The sequence below is a fragment of the Paenibacillus sp. NPDC057967 genome, from assembly GCF_042887015.1.
Classification (GTDB): Bacteria; Bacillota; Bacilli; order Paenibacillales; family Paenibacillaceae; genus Pristimantibacillus.
In genome coordinates, this window is sequence record NZ_JBHVQB010000001.1 from 241,606 (window position 1) to 257,635 (window position 16,030).

Sequence of the window (16,030 nt, forward strand, 5' to 3'; positions counted from 1 at the left end):
CCATGGCCGCCAAGCAATTCGCCAGTATGTTCACCGCACAGCTGAAAATGATGTTCAGGGAGAAGCAGGTATGGTTTTGGAATATCTTTTTCCCCATTATCCTAATGGTCTTATTCATGATTATATTCGGAGGCAGCGGCTCCAGCAGCAGCTTCAAGGCTTCGATTGCCGTCGCCGATCCCGTACCTAATGCCTCTTCGGGCATGCTGCTCTCTCAATTGCAGCAAATCCCGGTATTTGAGATGAAAGAAGAAACTCCCATTAGCCGAGAATGGGTCGAAAACAAAGATATTGACGCCTTAATCGTTCTCCCGGAGACAGAGGGAGTATCCGAGGTCGGACTCATCGTCAACCGCGAGCGTGAAGGCAGCGCGACAACACAAGCGATATCCGGTATTCTGGATCGGTTCATCCAGCAGGCGAATCTTGCCGCTGTCGGCGCTACAGCTACATACACGATCAGCATGGACTCCATCACCTCGGCATCCGACGATACGAATTATCAGGACTTTCTAATGACGGGCATGATCGGCTTGTCCCTTGCTCAAGGCGGCCTATTCGGCATGGTCGAGTTGGTCGATATGCGCAAGCGCGGTCTGCTGAAGCGTCTGCGGATGACGCCTGCCAAGATGGGACTGTTCGGGCTTGCGGGAATGATTGTCCGATTAATGCTGGGCATTATACAGGTAGTCATTCTAGGTCTGATCGGCGTGTTCGCCTTTGGCGCGAATCTGCATATTAATTTCGCCAGCCTGGCAATCGCCTTTTTCGTCGGTGCGCTCGTCTTCAATGCGATGGGCTATCTGTTCTCCTCCTTCAGCAAAACGATGGAGGCTTACATGGGCGTCGCCAATATTTCCAGTATGCTGATGATGTTCTTAAGCGGCGTCTTTTTCCCTCTGGAGTCGTTGCCGGAATGGCTGCAGCCCGTTCCAAAGATGCTCCCGCTCACCTACTTTGTAGACGGTCTGCGCGACGGACTCATCTATGCGAACGGTGTATTATCCAGCAGCTTCTGGCTGGGCATGGGCATCATGGCCATCTGGGGAGTCGTCTGCTTCCTCCTCGGCTCGCAAATCTACCGCTCCAAATCGATTGCGGCTACAAGGTAGCCGCATAATGACTGATGATTGTCTGACGAGTGCAGCCGGTTGGCTGGTGAAATGAACAAAGGGCAGTTCCAAGTCGCTATCGACCTGGACTGCCCCTTTCTCTTTGTCCATTACTCCGCATGTGCTCTCTGATGCGCGCCCCTGTTGTTGCGTTTAGTGGTGTGTGGCAACACTCGTTCTCCTTTTCGTGTACTTTCGTACTTTTAACGTTTCTCGGCAACACTATTTCCGGGCTTCCATCCGCTTGGCGCGATTAGTGGTGTATGGCAACGCTATACCGGGTCATCAGAAATGCCATACCATCAGGTTGCTTTTATGCAATTTTCTTTTCTATTTTCTGTCCCCTCGATCAGTTCACTAGCAGCTATACTTTTAACTCGGCATGCTGGAGATGTGATTTTTCTACCTGGATGGTTGTGTGTTGAATTTGGAATTCCTGCTCGATACGCCGGACAGCTTCTTGCAATACCAATTGGCTGCTTGCGCTATCCTCAATCAGCACATGGCAGGAGAGTGAATCCAGTCCGGATGTAATGGTCCAGATATGGAGATCATGAACATCCTTAACCCCGCTGATGCCAAGGAGCACTTCCTTCACTCTCTCCGCATCAATCGTAATCGGCGTTCCCTCCATAAGAATATGGACGGTGGATTTGATGATACCCCAAGCACTCTTCAGAATGAGCAAAGCGACAATGACGCTGATGATTGGATCAGCGATATACCAATTGAACAGCATCATCAGCAACCCTGCTATAATCGCGCCTACCGAACCAAGCGCGTCACCCAATACATGCAAATATGCGCTCCGTACATTCAAATTGCCGTGTATGTCGCCTTTGCGCATCAAGGTCCATGCGCTGGCCAGGTTGGCGAGCAATCCAATACTCGCAATAATCATCATGGAGCCGCTGGCGACAGTCGGCGGGTCCTGGAACCGCTCGATCGCTTCCGCTACGATAAATCCGGCTATAACGAACAAGGTTACGCCATTCAACAAAGCAGCGAGTATCTCAAACCGGTAAAAGCCGTATGTTTTGTTGGGCGAAGCAGGCTTGGCCGCAAACCACATGGCGATCAGACTAAGCGCAAGCGCTCCTGCATCGCTCAGCATATGGCCCGAATCCGAAAGCAGCGCCAAGGAATTGGTAACAAGGCCGCCGACAAATTCCAGAACCATTATGGTACTTGTAATGATAAGCGCAATCAGCAATCCCGCTTTATTGTTCGGGCCATGATGATGGTGGCCGTGCCCATGGGAATGGCTGTGCGAATGCGAATGATTGTGAGAATGAGCATGCTTCTGCGAATGTGAATCCTTAGGTGCATGTGATTGATCGTGCGTATGGTTATGCGAATGACCCTCGTGATGGTTGTGCTTCGAATGGGCAGCTCCCCCTTTGCCCTTTCTGGAGCCGCCCCTTGAGTTTGTCGTGCTCATACCGAATTCCTCCCCTGTGACCGTACATTAAGTTATTATATGAACATATGCTCATATGTATTATATGTTACACATTTCCTCTTGGCAACTGTTGTTTTAAAGCTCCTGGTTCGAGTCTAATGCTCAGCATGTATACAGATTTTTTCACTATTCACCTAAGAGCACCCTACTATCAGCTTTGCCATCAGGCATACAAAAAACCACGCGCCGCCGTTTCCTTGGAAGGAACGGGCGAAACGCGTGGTATTCATACTTCAACCAGAACGCTTTTCATTGCATATCAATCTCACTTACCCATGCTTCAAGTGCTGAAGCGTTAGTACAATCAATTGCTCCACATGATCGTCATCGAGTGAATAGAAGACCGTCTTGCCGACCTTGCGGCGCTTCACGATGCGCATATTGCGAAGGAGCCGCAGCTGATGGGAGATAGCGGATTGCCCCATCCCGAGCACCTCTGTCAAATCATGCACGCATAGCTCGGACTGAAGCAGCGCATGAATAATCCGTATCCGCGTCGGATCGCCGAGCGCCTTGAATAGATCGGCCAATTCTATCGCCGTCGAATCGTCAACCAGCTTCTCCTTGACGGTACCAATATCCGCTTCCGTGCCAGCGCATGTATCATCGCATGCTGCTGACGCAATTCCATTTTCCATCCGGCATCCCACCACATCTGATCTAAATGATGCCCCCATTATAGCATTAGGTTTTCAAGACTGCCACTATAAGCGCAACCAGAACGCTGCTTGAACAGCTCGAACATTTCATCGGAGGCCGGAATCAACTATAATAAAGCAAGGTTAACCTGTGAGCGAACATACGGATACGACGAGAGGAGGCTGGCCTTATTATGTTCACGCTTAAGGAAAAACAGTATTTGCTAAAACTGCTGCAAGCAGAGAAACGAAAATCATTTTGGGGCCTTCGCAAAAGAGATCCCCTCCACGACAAGCTCGTCGAGAAGCTTGAGCAGATGGTCCGCAACGAGCAGGTGAATAAGGAGCATCTCTAACGGGCTGTAAAACCCCGGAACTCTATTGTTACAGCATACCGGCAGGAATCATTCCATCTATCCCTGTCCACTGGATGCATATCCAACCCACTAAAGACGTCATTATTGCCTATCATCAAGAAAGCAACTACTGGAGGTTTCATGAGAGGAAAAACCCATCTGGCAATCGGAGCGGTTGTCGGCGCAGGAGCTGCAGCCTTCTATTCGTCCGATCTGTCGGAAAGTCATATGTATATCGGCATTGCGGCATTCTCCGCGCTTTGCCCCGACCTTGACGGACCGAGCATCCTAAGCAGCAAAATTACGAAAGCTAGCAAAAAGATCAGAGAACTCGCGCTTTGGGGCGGTGTTCTGTATCTGGGCATCATTCTTTACCTATGGTTGACCGGCAAGCCTATCTCGCCTTTGGCAGCAGGCGGCAGCCTCGCCGCCGTGCTTATCGGACTGACGATGAAGCAAGGCGCGATCCGTAACGCGCTCGTCAGCGCAGTCGGGCTGTATCTCGTATCGCTTGGCACCACAATGGAAGAACTATGGCTGATCGGACTTGGCGTATTTGTCATTATCGCGCCATGGCTGAAGCACCGCGGCATGACTCATACGATCTGGATGCTGCCCATATGGTGGTGGCTTGGCCTCGGTCTCGAGCAATACTTGCGCTTGGACGGGATAGCTGTCACTGCCATGCTGGGCTACTTGTCCCATCTTGCAGCGGACACCCTCACGCCAAGCGGCGTGAAGTGGCTGTATCCGCTAATGAAGAAATCCATCAAGCTGAAGCTTTAGAATCGTTCTGCTATGACCTTGGCTTGCGTCAGCAGCAGCAAGTAATCCCTTCCGCCTGCTTTGGAATCGGTACCCGACATATTGAAGCCGCCGAAGGGATGAACACCAACAAGAGCGCCTGTACATTTGCGGTTGAAGTACAGGTTGCCGACATGGAATTGCTCGCGGGCCTGCTCCAGCTTGGCTCGGTCCCGTGCGATGACCGCACCTGTCAGACCATATTCCGTATTGTTCGCAATATCAAGCGCCGCATCGAAATTCGCGGCCTTGATGAAGGCGAGCACCGGTCCGAATATTTCCTCCTGCGCAATCTGCGCATAAGGCATAACATCCCTAATGATGGTCGGTTCAATATAATAACCGGAGCTGCTCCCCTTCTGCCCGCCAATTACGAGCGTCCCTTCCGATTTTCCGATACTGATGTATTTCAATATATTCATATAGGCCCTCTCGTCGATGACAGGCCCGATCATCGTAGACAACTCTGCCGGATTCCCCATGACAAGCGCTTGCGTGCGCTCCACCACTTTTTCCAAAACCGCCTCATAGACCGATTCCTCCACGACAGCTCGCGAGCATGCGGAGCACTTCTGCCCGGAGTAGCCGAAGGCAGATGCCGTGATCGCTTCCGCAGCCAGATCCAGATCCGCATCTTCGGAGACGATAATCGTGTCCTTGCCGCCCATCTCCGCTATGACACGCTTGATCCATCGCTGGTCTCCTTTGGCAGCGGCCGCTCGCTCATTGATGCGGACTCCGACCTCCCTGGAGCCGGTGAAACAGATAAATCTCGTTAACGAATGCTCCACCAGAAAGTCACCGATCTCTCCTCCCGCACCGGGCAAATAGTTCACCACGCCATCGGGCAAGCCTGCCTCCTCCAGCAGCCCCACGAACTTCGCCGCAATAACAGCGGTAGGGCTTGCCGGCTTCAGCACCACTGTATTGCCAGCTGCCACAGCAGCCATCGTCATGCCAGCCATAATCGCCAGCGGGAAATTCCATGGCGGAATCACGATGCCCACGCCAAGCGGAATATAGAGGAGCTCGTTATCCTCACCCGAAAGCGGAATAAGCGGTTGCCGCTCGGACAATCGCTCCATCTCTCTCCCGTAATATTCCATGAAATCGATCGCTTCCGCCGTGTCTCCGTCCGCCTCCACCCAGGTCTTGCCTGCCTCAAAGACGAGCCAAGCAGAAAACTCGTGTTTTCTGCGTCTTAGAATGGCTGCAGCCTTGTACAGCACGCGCGCCCTTGCCGACGGATCCACCCGTTTCCATTGTTCGAATGCGGCAGCGGCAGCCAGCATAGCTCGATGCGCATGCTCCGCGTCGGCTTGCGAGACCGTCCCGATCGTCTGTTTAATTTCAGCAGGGTTGATCGACTTCCGTTTCGTCGTAGTTTCCACGAAATCAGAGCCAATCTTCAGATGATACTCGCGGCCAAGCTGGGATTCAACAGTCCGCAGCGCAGCCTGAAACTCGGCAATAGCATCGCTTTGGGTGAAATCGGTAAACGGCTCGTTCCGAAACGGTTCCCGCACAGTCATCTCCCCCTATGCATCAGGTTCACTTCACACCCGGTGTAAAGTTGCTCTTCTTGAACTTTATGCAGGAGAGACGCGGCTCATAACAAACTCCGGCGCAAGCCTAGTCCTCGATCGGTAGAGCAACCTGCTCCTTGCAGAATGCATCGACAAATTGTTCTTCTTCCTCCGTCATTTCCATATCGATATACGAGCCTTTGGCTCCATTCAGAAATTCATATTTGACGATACGCGAAGCCTCGTTATCTTTCACATAGACAACCCGCAGCCTTACGCCTTCTTCCGAATACAGCTCGTCCTCTTCATCAACGTCAAGCTCCAGCAGCAGCTCAAAGCGCTCCCCGGACAAGATGCCGAACGGGTCTTTCATCCGTTCAATTGTATATTCTCTAATTTCAAACATATCATATCCTCCTGATCTTGCCTCTGCATCAACTGGCACATACCAGTATAACGCAAAAGGCAGTCCAAAGCTTCATAAAAGAAGCTCTGGACTGCCTCGTATAATCGAAGATTACGTGTAAAATTTACAGCGCGCTCAGCGTTTCCGTCAGAACCGGAACGATCTGCGATTTGCGCGATACAACGCCTTTCAGCAGTGCTTTGTTGTTTTCGAGCGATACGTTATAGGCTTTCTCTACCGCATCCGCTTTGCTTCCAAGCGCCAGCGCGATGGAGTCATTGTTCAGGATGTCCGTCACGACCAGCACGAACAGGTCAAGGCCTTTCGCCGCGATGATGCCGTTCAGCGCGCTCTCAAGCTCCGTTTGGCGATTCAGCACATCGTTCGTGTCCACCGCATTTACTTGAGCAATTTCAACTTTGTAGCTGCCCATGGAGAATTCCTTCGCATCCAGGGAGATCAATTGCTCGATTGTTTTGTCGCTAAGATCAGCGCCTGCCTTAAGCATGTCCAATCCGTAAGCATCCGCATCCACGCCAGCGATCTCTGCCAGCTCACGAGCTGCCGCAACATCTTGCTCCGTGCAAGTCGGGGATTTGAACAAAAGGGAATCCGAGATAATAGCAGAAAGCATCAGGCCTGCGATTTCCTTGCGGATCGCTACGCCGTTTTCTTTGTACAGCTTGTTCAGGATGGTAGCTGTGCAGCCCACAGGCTCAGCGCGGAAGTAAAGCGGGCCTGCCGTCTCAAAGTTCGCGATGCGGTGATGGTCGATGACTTCAACCACACGTACTTTATCGATGTCGTTCGCGCTTTGCTGGCGCTCGTTATGATCGACAAGAATAACGTCCTTCACTTCGTCCGCTACGTTCTCTACCAGGCGCGGTGCCGCAATGCCGAAATAGTTCAGCGCATATTGCGTCTCGCCGTTCACTTCGCCGAGGCGAACCGCTTCAACGTCCGCGCCAAGCTTGCTCTTCAGCTCCGCGTAAGCGATTGCCGAAGTAATTGTGTCGGTGTCCGGGTTTTTGTGCCCGAAAATAAGCGTTTTTGCCATGATCCATACTCCTTAACGAATAGATTTGGCCCCTCGCGACCATTCGCTCGCGTCAGCCCATTTGATTTGATTATACACTATTACCGATTATAACCTTAAGTCCACCTTATTCCTATACCTTTACACCGAATTAAATGCAAAAAAATTGCAGCGGCCTCCAAGAGGCCACCGCATGGCATTATTTTTCAGCCTACACAATAAATTGCTTATTCAAAGAAGTCAGCTCATTAGACATCAGCTTGAGCGATTCCGCCGAAGCGGCCACTTCGTCCATCGATACAATCTGCGTAGTGGAATTGCTCGCAATGCCCTGGAAGTGCTGCGCCGCTTGCCGCGAGATTTGCTCCATCTCCTCCACGGATGCCGCAACCTCCTCCGATTCCGCCGACACTTCCTGCGACGCCGATGATACCTCCAGCAGCTGTGCATGAACCTGCTCCAATCCATATACGATGGAGCCGAACGTTTTGCCCGCCTCCTGCACGCTGATCATTCCCGTATGCACCTTATCCGCATTGCTCTCCATACCGGAGGAGAGACGTGCTGTCTGCTCCTGCGTCTTCGAGATCAGCTCCGCGATTTGAACCGCGAACGCTTGGGACTGCGACGCAAGCTTGCGCACCTGCTCTGCCACCACCGCAAAGCCTCGCCCATTCTCTCCGGCATGTGCAGCCTCAATCGCCGCATTCAGCGCAAGCAGATTCGTCTGCTCCGCAATATCGGACATCATCGTCGTAATCTCGCCGATCTCATCCGACCGGCTCTCCAGCTCCTTCGTCGCGACCAGCATCGCTTCCGCCGCTTCACCGATCGCCTCCATCTCCGACATCGCTTGACCAATAAGCGCATGACCTCTGTCAGAGTGGTCCTTCGTCTCCTGAGCCACATCCGACACGATGGATGCCGACTCGGTAATGCGAAGCATGCTTCGGGTCATTCCTTCGACCGCCTTGGTCATATCAGCCGCACGGTTCACCTGAATATGAGCACCACCGGACGCCTCCTGAATGCTCACAGCAATATGACGGCTCGCCTCCGTCGTGGACCGGGCGTGCTGCGAGACATCCTCCGACGCGGAGAGCAGTCGCTCCGAATTGTCTCTCATGCTTCGGATAACAGACCTCGTATTGGAGACAAGCTGCTGGAACGTATGCGCCAGATTCCCGATCTCATCCTTGCGATGAATCGCAATGTCTACCGTCATATCGCCTTCCCGCACTTTGGCCACCTGATTCGTCAATTGATTCAGCGGTATGGTCAAGTAACTGGCCAATGCAACCACTAGCGCGATTCCGGCTAGTACGATGCCAAGCGCTACCCATAGCGTTGTTTTCGTATTCTGGGACATTAGCGCATAGACATTAGTTGCGTCAAAGTCCGCTCCCATGATGCCCATCAGCTTGCCTGCGCTATCCATAAGCGGCACATATGCTGTAATTGTAGCCCCGTATTCGGGATCATTCGTCAACTCGCCTACGACTGACTTGCCCTCTGCAAAAGCCTGGATCATTCCGGCATAGCCATTCTCCTCCCGCGTACCCAAGGGAGAGAAGTCATCCGCTGCTACATCCTGGGGAGCCCCGTCTACCATATAGTAATAATAGGTCTCGCCGTTCTCCTCGCCCTGTGCAAGCGTATACAAATATTTCAAACCATTCGTTTCTCTGAGCCCATTCATCTCTGCCCGAAGCTCCTGATAATAGGGCGTCTCTCCTGCCTCGACGGTTAATTCCGCATATCTCTCTCTATCAATAAGCGACGCAGCGCTCTCCGCCACGATTTGTGCCTGTGCGCCAAGCGAATTCTCCACAAGGCTCATCGACGAGCGGTAAATGGTAATGCCCAGCACCGCGACCGCCGCGATAATCAAGCACGAGAAAAACAACACCATTCTGGTCAACAATCGATTCAAGCGAAATACCCCTTCCCGAAAATGGAAAAAATCACATGACACTATCTTACAGGATTCGAGCTGTTTCGCGCTATAGCAAATAATAAAGGAGCGCCTGTAAGACGCTCCTCCTCTATTACCCTCTGAACTTCTTCAAGAAATCAACGGCCAGTTGGATATCAACCTCCGGATTGGTGCCTACCTCGCGCTCGATTGTAAGATAGCCTTTGTAGCCGATATCGTTCAGCGCCTGCAAATATCCGTTCCAATCAACGCCGCCTTCGCCTAGCGGCACTTCGCGGAAGGCCGACCCCGTCTCCGCCATCTGGGCAATCTTCTCATGGTCGAGCTCTACCTCGTAGCCATAATCGCCATAGACATCGCGCGGGTCGATATGGCCGAGCTTAATGCCGTCTTTCGCATGCGTATGCACAATATAATCCTTCAGATTGTGGACGCCTTGCACAGGATCGTCACCCGTCACCATGACCATGTTCGCCGGGTCGAAGTTGACAGATACACCCTTCGTGCCAAGGCCGTCCAGGAACGACTTCAGGTGAGCGGATGTCTCCGGCCCTGTCTCAATCGCGAAGAAGGCGTTGTTCTCACTGGCAAAGCGGCTGAGCTCCTCGCATGCCACATGCATCGTCTCGTACACGCGGCTGTTGCGGTCAGCCGGCACAATGCCGATATGCGTCGTCACGATGTTAGTGCCAAGCTCCAGACCAAGCTCCATAATGCGCTTGGACTTCTCGATCTTCTCCCGGTTTTGCGCTGGGTCCTGGAAGCCATGTCCGCCCAGATCGCCTACAAGGGCCGATATTTCCAACCCTAGCGATTCGATATAAGACTTCCATTCCTTCCTCGCCGCCGGAGAGAGGTTCGCCGGGTCCATCTCGCCTTTCACCGCGTAGATCTGCACGCCGTCCGCACCGACCTTGCTCGCCTTCACCAGACCTTCCTTCACGCCTACATGAAAGCTGTCCACGATAACACCGATTTTATTCGTTATGATTGGCGCTGCCATATCTATCAACTCCTCACGATTTAATGGATCCTAGTTCACTTCATGGATGCCAAATCCAACATGCTGCTCCAAAATGCTATTCCCTTCAGCTATGCGCCTTAGAGAACCCGCTTAGCTATGCTAAATTTCAGCCCAAAGCTTCTTTACATAGTTAAAGCCCATCTTCGTGCCTTCGAAGCAGTCTTCCATGCCTTCAAATTCGATCGAAATGTAGCCGTCGTAACCACTTTCCTTCACGATTCGCAGCACATGCGGCATGTCGATATCCCCTTGGCCGACGATCGCGCCGCGCAGCCAATTGCCCGAGGAGGACTTGAACCAGCCTTCGCCCGGATAACGGTAAGAAGGGCGCTTATAGAAGTCCTTCACATGCACCATGGAAGCCAGCTTCACATTATTGGCGACCGCCGTCGCCGAATCCTCATCCGCGCACAGGAAGTTGCCGACGTCCAGCGTCGTCCGGTAGTTGTCGCGTCCGACCGCTTGTACAAGAGCTTGTACACGATCGCTGTGCTGGATGAAGAAGCCGTGATTTTCTACGCTTGTCGTAATGCCATGCGGCTTCGCATAATCCGCAATCTCACGGCATGCATCCGCCAGGCGCGGCAGTTGAGACAGGAAATTGCCGATGGACAGATCCTGGGAGGAGGCCACATCGTGACGCATCAGCGTGATGCCAAGCGCTGCGCAGACGTCCACCTCGCGCTTCACGCGTTCAATCTCCTTCTCATAGGCTTCGCCTTCAAGGCCGGCGAAGTTCGCCCCGATTGCATAATTGGACAATTCGACGCCATGCTGCTTCGCGGCATTGCGAATATCGTCAATTAACTCCGGATTCTCAATCATGGAGAAGCCCAGCGGCACAATCTCCGCATGCTCCGCCCCGATGCTAGCAATATGCTCGATCATGCCGGTCAGGCTAATCTTTCCTGCTGCGAATGCCTTATACAAGCTGTATGTGCTGACGCCGAGTTTCATAGCTTCACCTCTTGGCCGCTAGCCGCTGACTCGTAGATGCCGCACAGAATCTTCATGATCTCGACGCCGTCCTCTACCGGACTGAGCGGCTTCGTGCCGTTTTGCACATTTTCGATGAAGTGGTTGATCTCGTTTTGGAACGCGCTTTGGAAGTGGAAGCCCGCATGATCCGTCTGCGGCAGTATGTTCACAATGGTGTTGTTCTTCTCCGTGACGATCACCGTCTCCGGATCAATCTCCATACCGCCCTTGTCGCCGTACAGGCGAACGAACATCTCATCCTTCTTGGCATGCAGCGTGAAGCTCGCATCGACCAGCAGGGATGCTCCGTTCTCGAATCGGATCATTGCATTCGCCATATCTTCAATCGTATTTTTGGCAGCGTCGTAATCAGCCGCTTGGTAGAAGGACAGATGCTCCACGTTGGAGCGGTTGCCGAGCTTGCGGTACGTATTGGCGCTGACGGAAACCGGCTTCGGACGGCCCATCATGTACCAGCAGAGGTCGATCACATGGACGCCGATATCAATCAGCGGACCGCCGCCGGAGCGCTCGATATCCGCGAACCATCCGCCCGGGTTGCCGAGGCGGCGAATCGCCGTTGCTTTCGCATAATAGATTTCGCCGAACTCGCCTTCATTCGCAAGCGATTTCAAGAGTTGTGCATTTGTGTCATAGCGGCGAACAAAGCCGACTTGCAGAATCTTGCCCGACGCTTCCACCGCGCGTTGTACGTTAAGCGCTTCCTCAACGGTCCGGCAAAGCGGCTTCTCGACCAGCACATGCTTGCCCGCTTCCACAGCTGCGATGCTGATCTCCGCATGCGTATTGTTCCACGTACAGATGCTTACCGCCTGAACGACAGGATCAGCCAGCAGCTCCCTGTAATCCGTATATACTTTCTCTGCGCCGTACTTCTCCGCGGCTACCCGCGCGCGTTCCTCGTTCAGATCGCATACAGCGTAAATATTGGCTTCCTTGTTGTTTTTGTAAGCATCAAGATGCAGTGACGAGATTGAACCGGTACCGATGACTCCGATTTGGACAGTAGACATGACCCATCTCTCCTTTAGTAGAATAATAGCGAACACGATGCTGCAACCTTTGTAAGGTATATACTTTCGTATTATAATGAATAAAGGTTCGAAGGCCATGCAAAGGCGTGCGGTTTGTTTGTACAAATGTGCTATTTGGAGGGAATCATCACCTATGAAGCTCAATAAAAATGAATCGCTGCGAGAGCAGATGAGCATGCCCAATCCGCATTTTCCAATTAAAATGCATCGCTCCCGCTATAGCCAGGGAGGAATGGTACTGTTCCACCATCATTGGCACAAGCATCTGGAATTCCTTTACTTCGAATCGGGCGAGGCCTTAATTGAATGCGGCTCGACGACGATTCACGCGAAGCCTGGCGACTTGATTGTCGTGAACAGCAACGAGCTACACTACGGCTTCAGTCTAGCGCCGAATCTGGTCTATTACGTACTCATTGCTGATATATCGCTGCTCCAGAGCGGCTCAGTAGACGCGGCGGAAACCAAATTCATCGCCCCTATCTCCCAGAACCAGCTGCTGCTGCGCAATCATATTCGAGGGGATCAAGTGACCATTGCCTGCATGCATAATCTCATCCGGGAGCTGGAGAACCGTGAGTTCGGCTACGAGCTGGCCATCAAGTCCGAGCTGTACCGCCTGTTGGCGCTGCTGCTGCGGGGGCATGTCACCACCGTGCTGACGAAGGATGAATATGCCGAGCGGATGAAAAATGTAGAGCGCTTCGAGCCCGTCTTCCGCTTTATCGCCGAGCATTACCGGGAAGAGCTGACGGTGGAGGAATTGTCCGGCATCGCAGGATTAAGCCGCTACCACTTCAGCCGGCTGTTCAAGGAGCTTACCGGCCGCACCGTTACGGAATACGTCACTGCAGCGCGTCTCGACAAGGCGGATTATCTGCTGCGCAATACGCCCCTTACTGTATCAGAGGTTGCCGCGGCTTCCGGCTTTAACGATATCTATTATTTCAGCCGAACGTTCAAAAAACATAAGAAAGTGTCTCCATCCAAAATACGGGAGGATTGATGGGAGCTGTCTTGCGAATCGCAGGGCAGCTTCTTCGTTTACATACAAGCCTCTGCCCGCAAACCCCTCCGTATTTCATCCAGTTTCTTCCACAATTCATGAAACTGACCGTCTGCCTGTATGCCATGCTCCGAGCTCGTATCCCATACGCTGGGCATCAGCACGATCCGGACAGCAACCTTCCCCGTTGGCATTGCAGCAGTCATACTCTCCATCTCCGTATATGAAAGCGCGGCGGAATTTGTAGAGTTTACACTAAAGACATGGTCCGTCATCTTCACCATCATCCCAGTAGCCATCTCGCTTATCTGTCTGATGCGGCCGTCCAAATCGGCGATCAGGACATCAGCATAAAGAGCCGCCGACCAGTACAGGTCGACGGCTCTTCATTGAGTTTGTTGCGATTATGCGTTATAGAACTTCTCCAATTGCTCCACGATTTCTTCCAGCTTGCCGTCCACCTGAATTTGCTTCTGCGGCTTATCGAACAACGAAGAAATCTCTTGCGGAAAGGATTGCTCGATGCCGCACAGTTGGATCGCTTCATCGAACTTCGCCGGGTGGGCTGTCGCAAGCGAAATGCTGATCTCGCCTTCCTCCGCACATTTCTGAACGGCTGCGACGCCGCAAGCGGAATGCGGATCAAGCAGATAGTCGTATTTGGTCTTGTAATCGGTAATCGTGTCCAGACACTCCTGGCCCAGTACGCCATGCGCGGCGAACTCGGACTGCACCTTGCGCAGCGCTTCTTCGGAGATGGAGATTTCTCCTTCCGCCTTGAATTGCGCCATCAGTCGCTCAATTTGCTCCGGATCTTCGCCAAGCACATAATACAAGTAACGCTCAAAGTTGCTTGCTACTTGAATATCCATAGACGGGCTATATGTCACACGGAAATCGCCTGGCATATAGACGCCTTCCTGAATGAAGCGCTCCAGAATGTTGTTTTCGTTGGTCGCCAGAATCAGCTTGCCTACCGGCAGGCCCATACGCTTCGCCAGATAACCAGCGAAGATGTCGCCGAAGTTGCCTGTCGGTACGCTGAAGTTTACCTTGCCAATTTCTCCGCCTTGCGCCTTTGCCACTTGGAAGTACGCATAGAAGTAATAAACAGTCTGCGCCATAATGCGCACAAAGTTAATGGAGTTGATGGCTGCAAGATGGTTAGCCGACTTGTAGTCCAGATCGGCGAACAGCTCTTTGATCATCCGCTGACAGTCGTCGAAGTTGCCTTCAACCGACAGGTTAAGCACATTGTCGTCCTGTACCGTCGTCATCTGAAGCTCCTGCACCTTGCTCACTTTGCCGTTCGGATGCAGGATGCAGATCTTAATCCCTTCCTTGCCGCGTACCCCTTGGATCGCTGAAGCCCCGGTATCTCCGGAGGTTGCGCCCAGAATATGAATTTTCTTGCCTTGCTTCGCTGCGACATAGGAATAGAACTGGCCCATAAATTGCAGCGCGATATCTTTGAACGCGAAGGTCGGACCATGGAACAGCTCCAGCAGGTACAAGCCGTCATGAAGGCGGCGCACCGGCGTTACTTCAGGATCGCGAAACGTAGAGTAGCTTGCCTCTACCATCGCCTTCAGGTCCGCTTCCGGAATTTCGTTGTTTGTGAAATACGAGAAAATCTCCAGGACAAGCTCCTGATAGCTCAGCTCCTGCCATGCCTTCAGCGTCTCCGCAGAAATCTGCGGGATTTCGCTTGGCACCAGCAAGCCTCCGTCATCAGCAAGTCCCATCATAAAAGCATCAATGAATCCGATTTTGCCTACCTTGCCTCTTGTACTGATGTACTCCATTTGTCGTTCCTCCTACATGCCGTCGCTTTAACGCGTGGAATAGCTCTTTTATGCATTTTATCATCGTTTGCTCTGAAAATCGAATACCTATTTTCATTTGAGCGAATTTTTTTGCCGCGGGCTCCCGGATGCGCCATTACTATGAAGCGGCATTCAGCAGTTATTCCCAAGCAGCATACGGAGTGCAACATTATTATGACGCCTACCGTTTGTACCAATGTGAGTTCACAAACAAACGAGATACACACCAAGGAGATGGATAACATGAAAAAAAGAGTACTTCAACTATTGATGGTCGTAGCTATGGGCGTTGCCCTGACAGCATGCAGCGGAAACAATACCGATAAAAACGTCAATGCCGGCAACGGATCAAATACGTCGCAAGACGGCAGCAACGCAGGTTCCAATTCGGGCGGAGAGACCGCTCCGGGAGAAGATGCGGATAAAGGCAAGGAAGAAGGAGCCGGCACTGGCGCGGGCAGCGCAGAAACGGATTCCGCCAAAGGAATCGTAGATGCGATCTTGAACAAAGTGGAACAGCCTGCTCTGGCCCCAATCGAAGGCGACATGGTGAAGGATCTGTATCACCTGGACCCGTCGATCCTTGCGGACTATGCCATTATGTCGCCGCTTATGAACGTGAAGACGAATGAGGTAGCCGTGCTGAAAGTGAAGGATGCCAAAGATGTCGCGACAGTGGAAGAAGCGGTTAAGAAGCGTGCTGCCGACGTGCAGAAGCAATTCGAGACGTACCTGCAGGACCAATACGAGAACGCCAAAAACTTTCAAGTTGTGAAAAAAGGCGACTACGTGCTGTTCGTCATTTCGGAATCGGCTGATGATATCGTATCCGAATTCAATTCACTTGTGAAGTAATAACCGGACA

The 16,030-nt window shown here is 52.3% G+C and carries 16 protein-coding genes; 5 read left to right on the forward strand and 11 right to left on the reverse strand.

The genetic code is table 11. The annotated features are described in order from the left end of the window. Positions 1 to 2 precede the first annotated feature (2 nt). Positions 3 to 1,112, forward strand: coding sequence for an ABC transporter permease (locus ACFVSO_RS01165; protein ID WP_387469222.1), 1,110 nt, complete (start codon positions 3 to 5; stop codon positions 1,110 to 1,112). A gap of 364 nt (positions 1,113 to 1,476) precedes the next feature. Here the strand turns inward: ACFVSO_RS01165 and ACFVSO_RS01170 are convergent, their stop codons facing one another. Both ACFVSO_RS01170 and ACFVSO_RS01175 read right to left on the reverse strand, forming a co-directional pair. Further along, entirely contained in the window at positions 1,477 to 2,553 is a 1,077-nt protein-coding gene (locus tag ACFVSO_RS01170) for a cation diffusion facilitator family transporter (RefSeq protein ID WP_387469224.1), read from the reverse strand. Between the two features lie 290 nt (positions 2,554 to 2,843). After that, positions 2,844 to 3,212: an ArsR/SmtB family transcription factor gene (locus ACFVSO_RS01175; protein WP_387469226.1), complete on the reverse strand. Its 369-nt coding sequence runs from the start codon at positions 3,210 to 3,212 to the stop codon at positions 2,844 to 2,846. Between the two features lie 194 nt (positions 3,213 to 3,406). Between ACFVSO_RS01175 and ACFVSO_RS01180 the strand changes: the two genes are divergently transcribed. Beyond that, a complete protein-coding gene (locus tag ACFVSO_RS01180; RefSeq protein WP_387469228.1) occupies positions 3,407 to 3,568 on the forward strand; it encodes a hypothetical protein in 162 nt (53 codons plus the stop codon). A gap of 141 nt (positions 3,569 to 3,709) precedes the next feature. Beyond that, positions 3,710 to 4,354, forward strand: coding sequence for a metal-dependent hydrolase (locus tag ACFVSO_RS01185; protein ID WP_387469230.1), 645 nt, complete (start codon positions 3,710 to 3,712; stop codon positions 4,352 to 4,354). Here ACFVSO_RS01185 and pruA read toward each other — a convergent pair. From pruA to ACFVSO_RS01220, 7 genes are all read right to left on the reverse strand, one after another. Continuing rightward, positions 4,351 to 5,898 carry an L-glutamate gamma-semialdehyde dehydrogenase gene (gene pruA, locus ACFVSO_RS01190; protein WP_387469232.1) on the reverse strand — a complete coding sequence of 516 codons (1,548 nt, stop codon included), beginning with the start codon at positions 5,896 to 5,898 and terminating at the stop codon, positions 4,351 to 4,353. The two genes, ACFVSO_RS01185 and pruA, sit on opposite strands and share 4 nt — an antisense overlap. A gap of 106 nt (positions 5,899 to 6,004) precedes the next feature. After that, on the reverse strand, positions 6,005 to 6,304 hold the full coding sequence (locus ACFVSO_RS01195) for a DUF6509 family protein (protein ID WP_387469234.1): 300 nt from the start codon (positions 6,302 to 6,304) through the stop codon (positions 6,005 to 6,007). Between the two features lie 124 nt (positions 6,305 to 6,428). After that, a complete protein-coding gene (locus ACFVSO_RS01200) occupies positions 6,429 to 7,361 on the reverse strand; it encodes a manganese-dependent inorganic pyrophosphatase (protein WP_387469237.1) in 933 nt (310 codons plus the stop codon). Between the two features lie 190 nt (positions 7,362 to 7,551). Continuing rightward, complete coding sequence (locus ACFVSO_RS01205) at positions 7,552 to 9,273, reverse strand: methyl-accepting chemotaxis protein (protein WP_387469239.1); 1,722 nt, start codon at positions 9,271 to 9,273, stop codon at positions 7,552 to 7,554. A gap of 115 nt (positions 9,274 to 9,388) precedes the next feature. Further along, complete coding sequence (locus tag ACFVSO_RS01210) at positions 9,389 to 10,279, reverse strand: sugar phosphate isomerase/epimerase family protein (RefSeq protein ID WP_387469241.1); 891 nt, start codon at positions 10,277 to 10,279, stop codon at positions 9,389 to 9,391. Between the two features lie 120 nt (positions 10,280 to 10,399). Beyond that, positions 10,400 to 11,257, reverse strand: coding sequence for a sugar phosphate isomerase/epimerase family protein (locus ACFVSO_RS01215; protein WP_387469244.1), 858 nt, complete (start codon positions 11,255 to 11,257; stop codon positions 10,400 to 10,402). Then, on the reverse strand, positions 11,254 to 12,312 hold the full coding sequence (locus tag ACFVSO_RS01220; RefSeq protein WP_387469247.1) for a Gfo/Idh/MocA family protein: 1,059 nt from the start codon (positions 12,310 to 12,312) through the stop codon (positions 11,254 to 11,256). The genes ACFVSO_RS01215 and ACFVSO_RS01220 overlap by 4 nt, the downstream gene beginning before the upstream one ends. 154 nt (positions 12,313 to 12,466) lie before the next feature. On the opposite strand from ACFVSO_RS01220, the gene ACFVSO_RS01225 reads away from it, so the two are divergent. Beyond that, positions 12,467 to 13,339 (forward strand): AraC family transcriptional regulator, encoded by an 873-nt coding sequence (locus tag ACFVSO_RS01225; protein ID WP_387469249.1) that lies wholly within the window; start codon positions 12,467 to 12,469, stop codon positions 13,337 to 13,339. A gap of 38 nt (positions 13,340 to 13,377) precedes the next feature. Here the strand turns inward: ACFVSO_RS01225 and ACFVSO_RS01230 are convergent, their stop codons facing one another. Both ACFVSO_RS01230 and thrC read right to left on the reverse strand, forming a co-directional pair. Continuing rightward, positions 13,378 to 13,545 carry a hypothetical protein gene (locus ACFVSO_RS01230; RefSeq protein WP_387469251.1) on the reverse strand — a complete coding sequence of 56 codons (168 nt, stop codon included), beginning with the start codon at positions 13,543 to 13,545 and terminating at the stop codon, positions 13,378 to 13,380. A 198-nt stretch (positions 13,546 to 13,743) separates the two neighbouring features. Further along, positions 13,744 to 15,144, reverse strand: coding sequence for a threonine synthase (thrC, locus tag ACFVSO_RS01235; RefSeq protein WP_387469253.1), 1,401 nt, complete (start codon positions 15,142 to 15,144; stop codon positions 13,744 to 13,746). Between the two features lie 264 nt (positions 15,145 to 15,408). On the opposite strand from thrC, the gene ACFVSO_RS01240 reads away from it, so the two are divergent. Next, positions 15,409 to 16,020: a DUF4358 domain-containing protein gene (locus ACFVSO_RS01240; protein ID WP_387469255.1), complete on the forward strand. Its 612-nt coding sequence runs from the start codon at positions 15,409 to 15,411 to the stop codon at positions 16,018 to 16,020. Positions 16,021 to 16,030 lie beyond the last annotated feature (10 nt).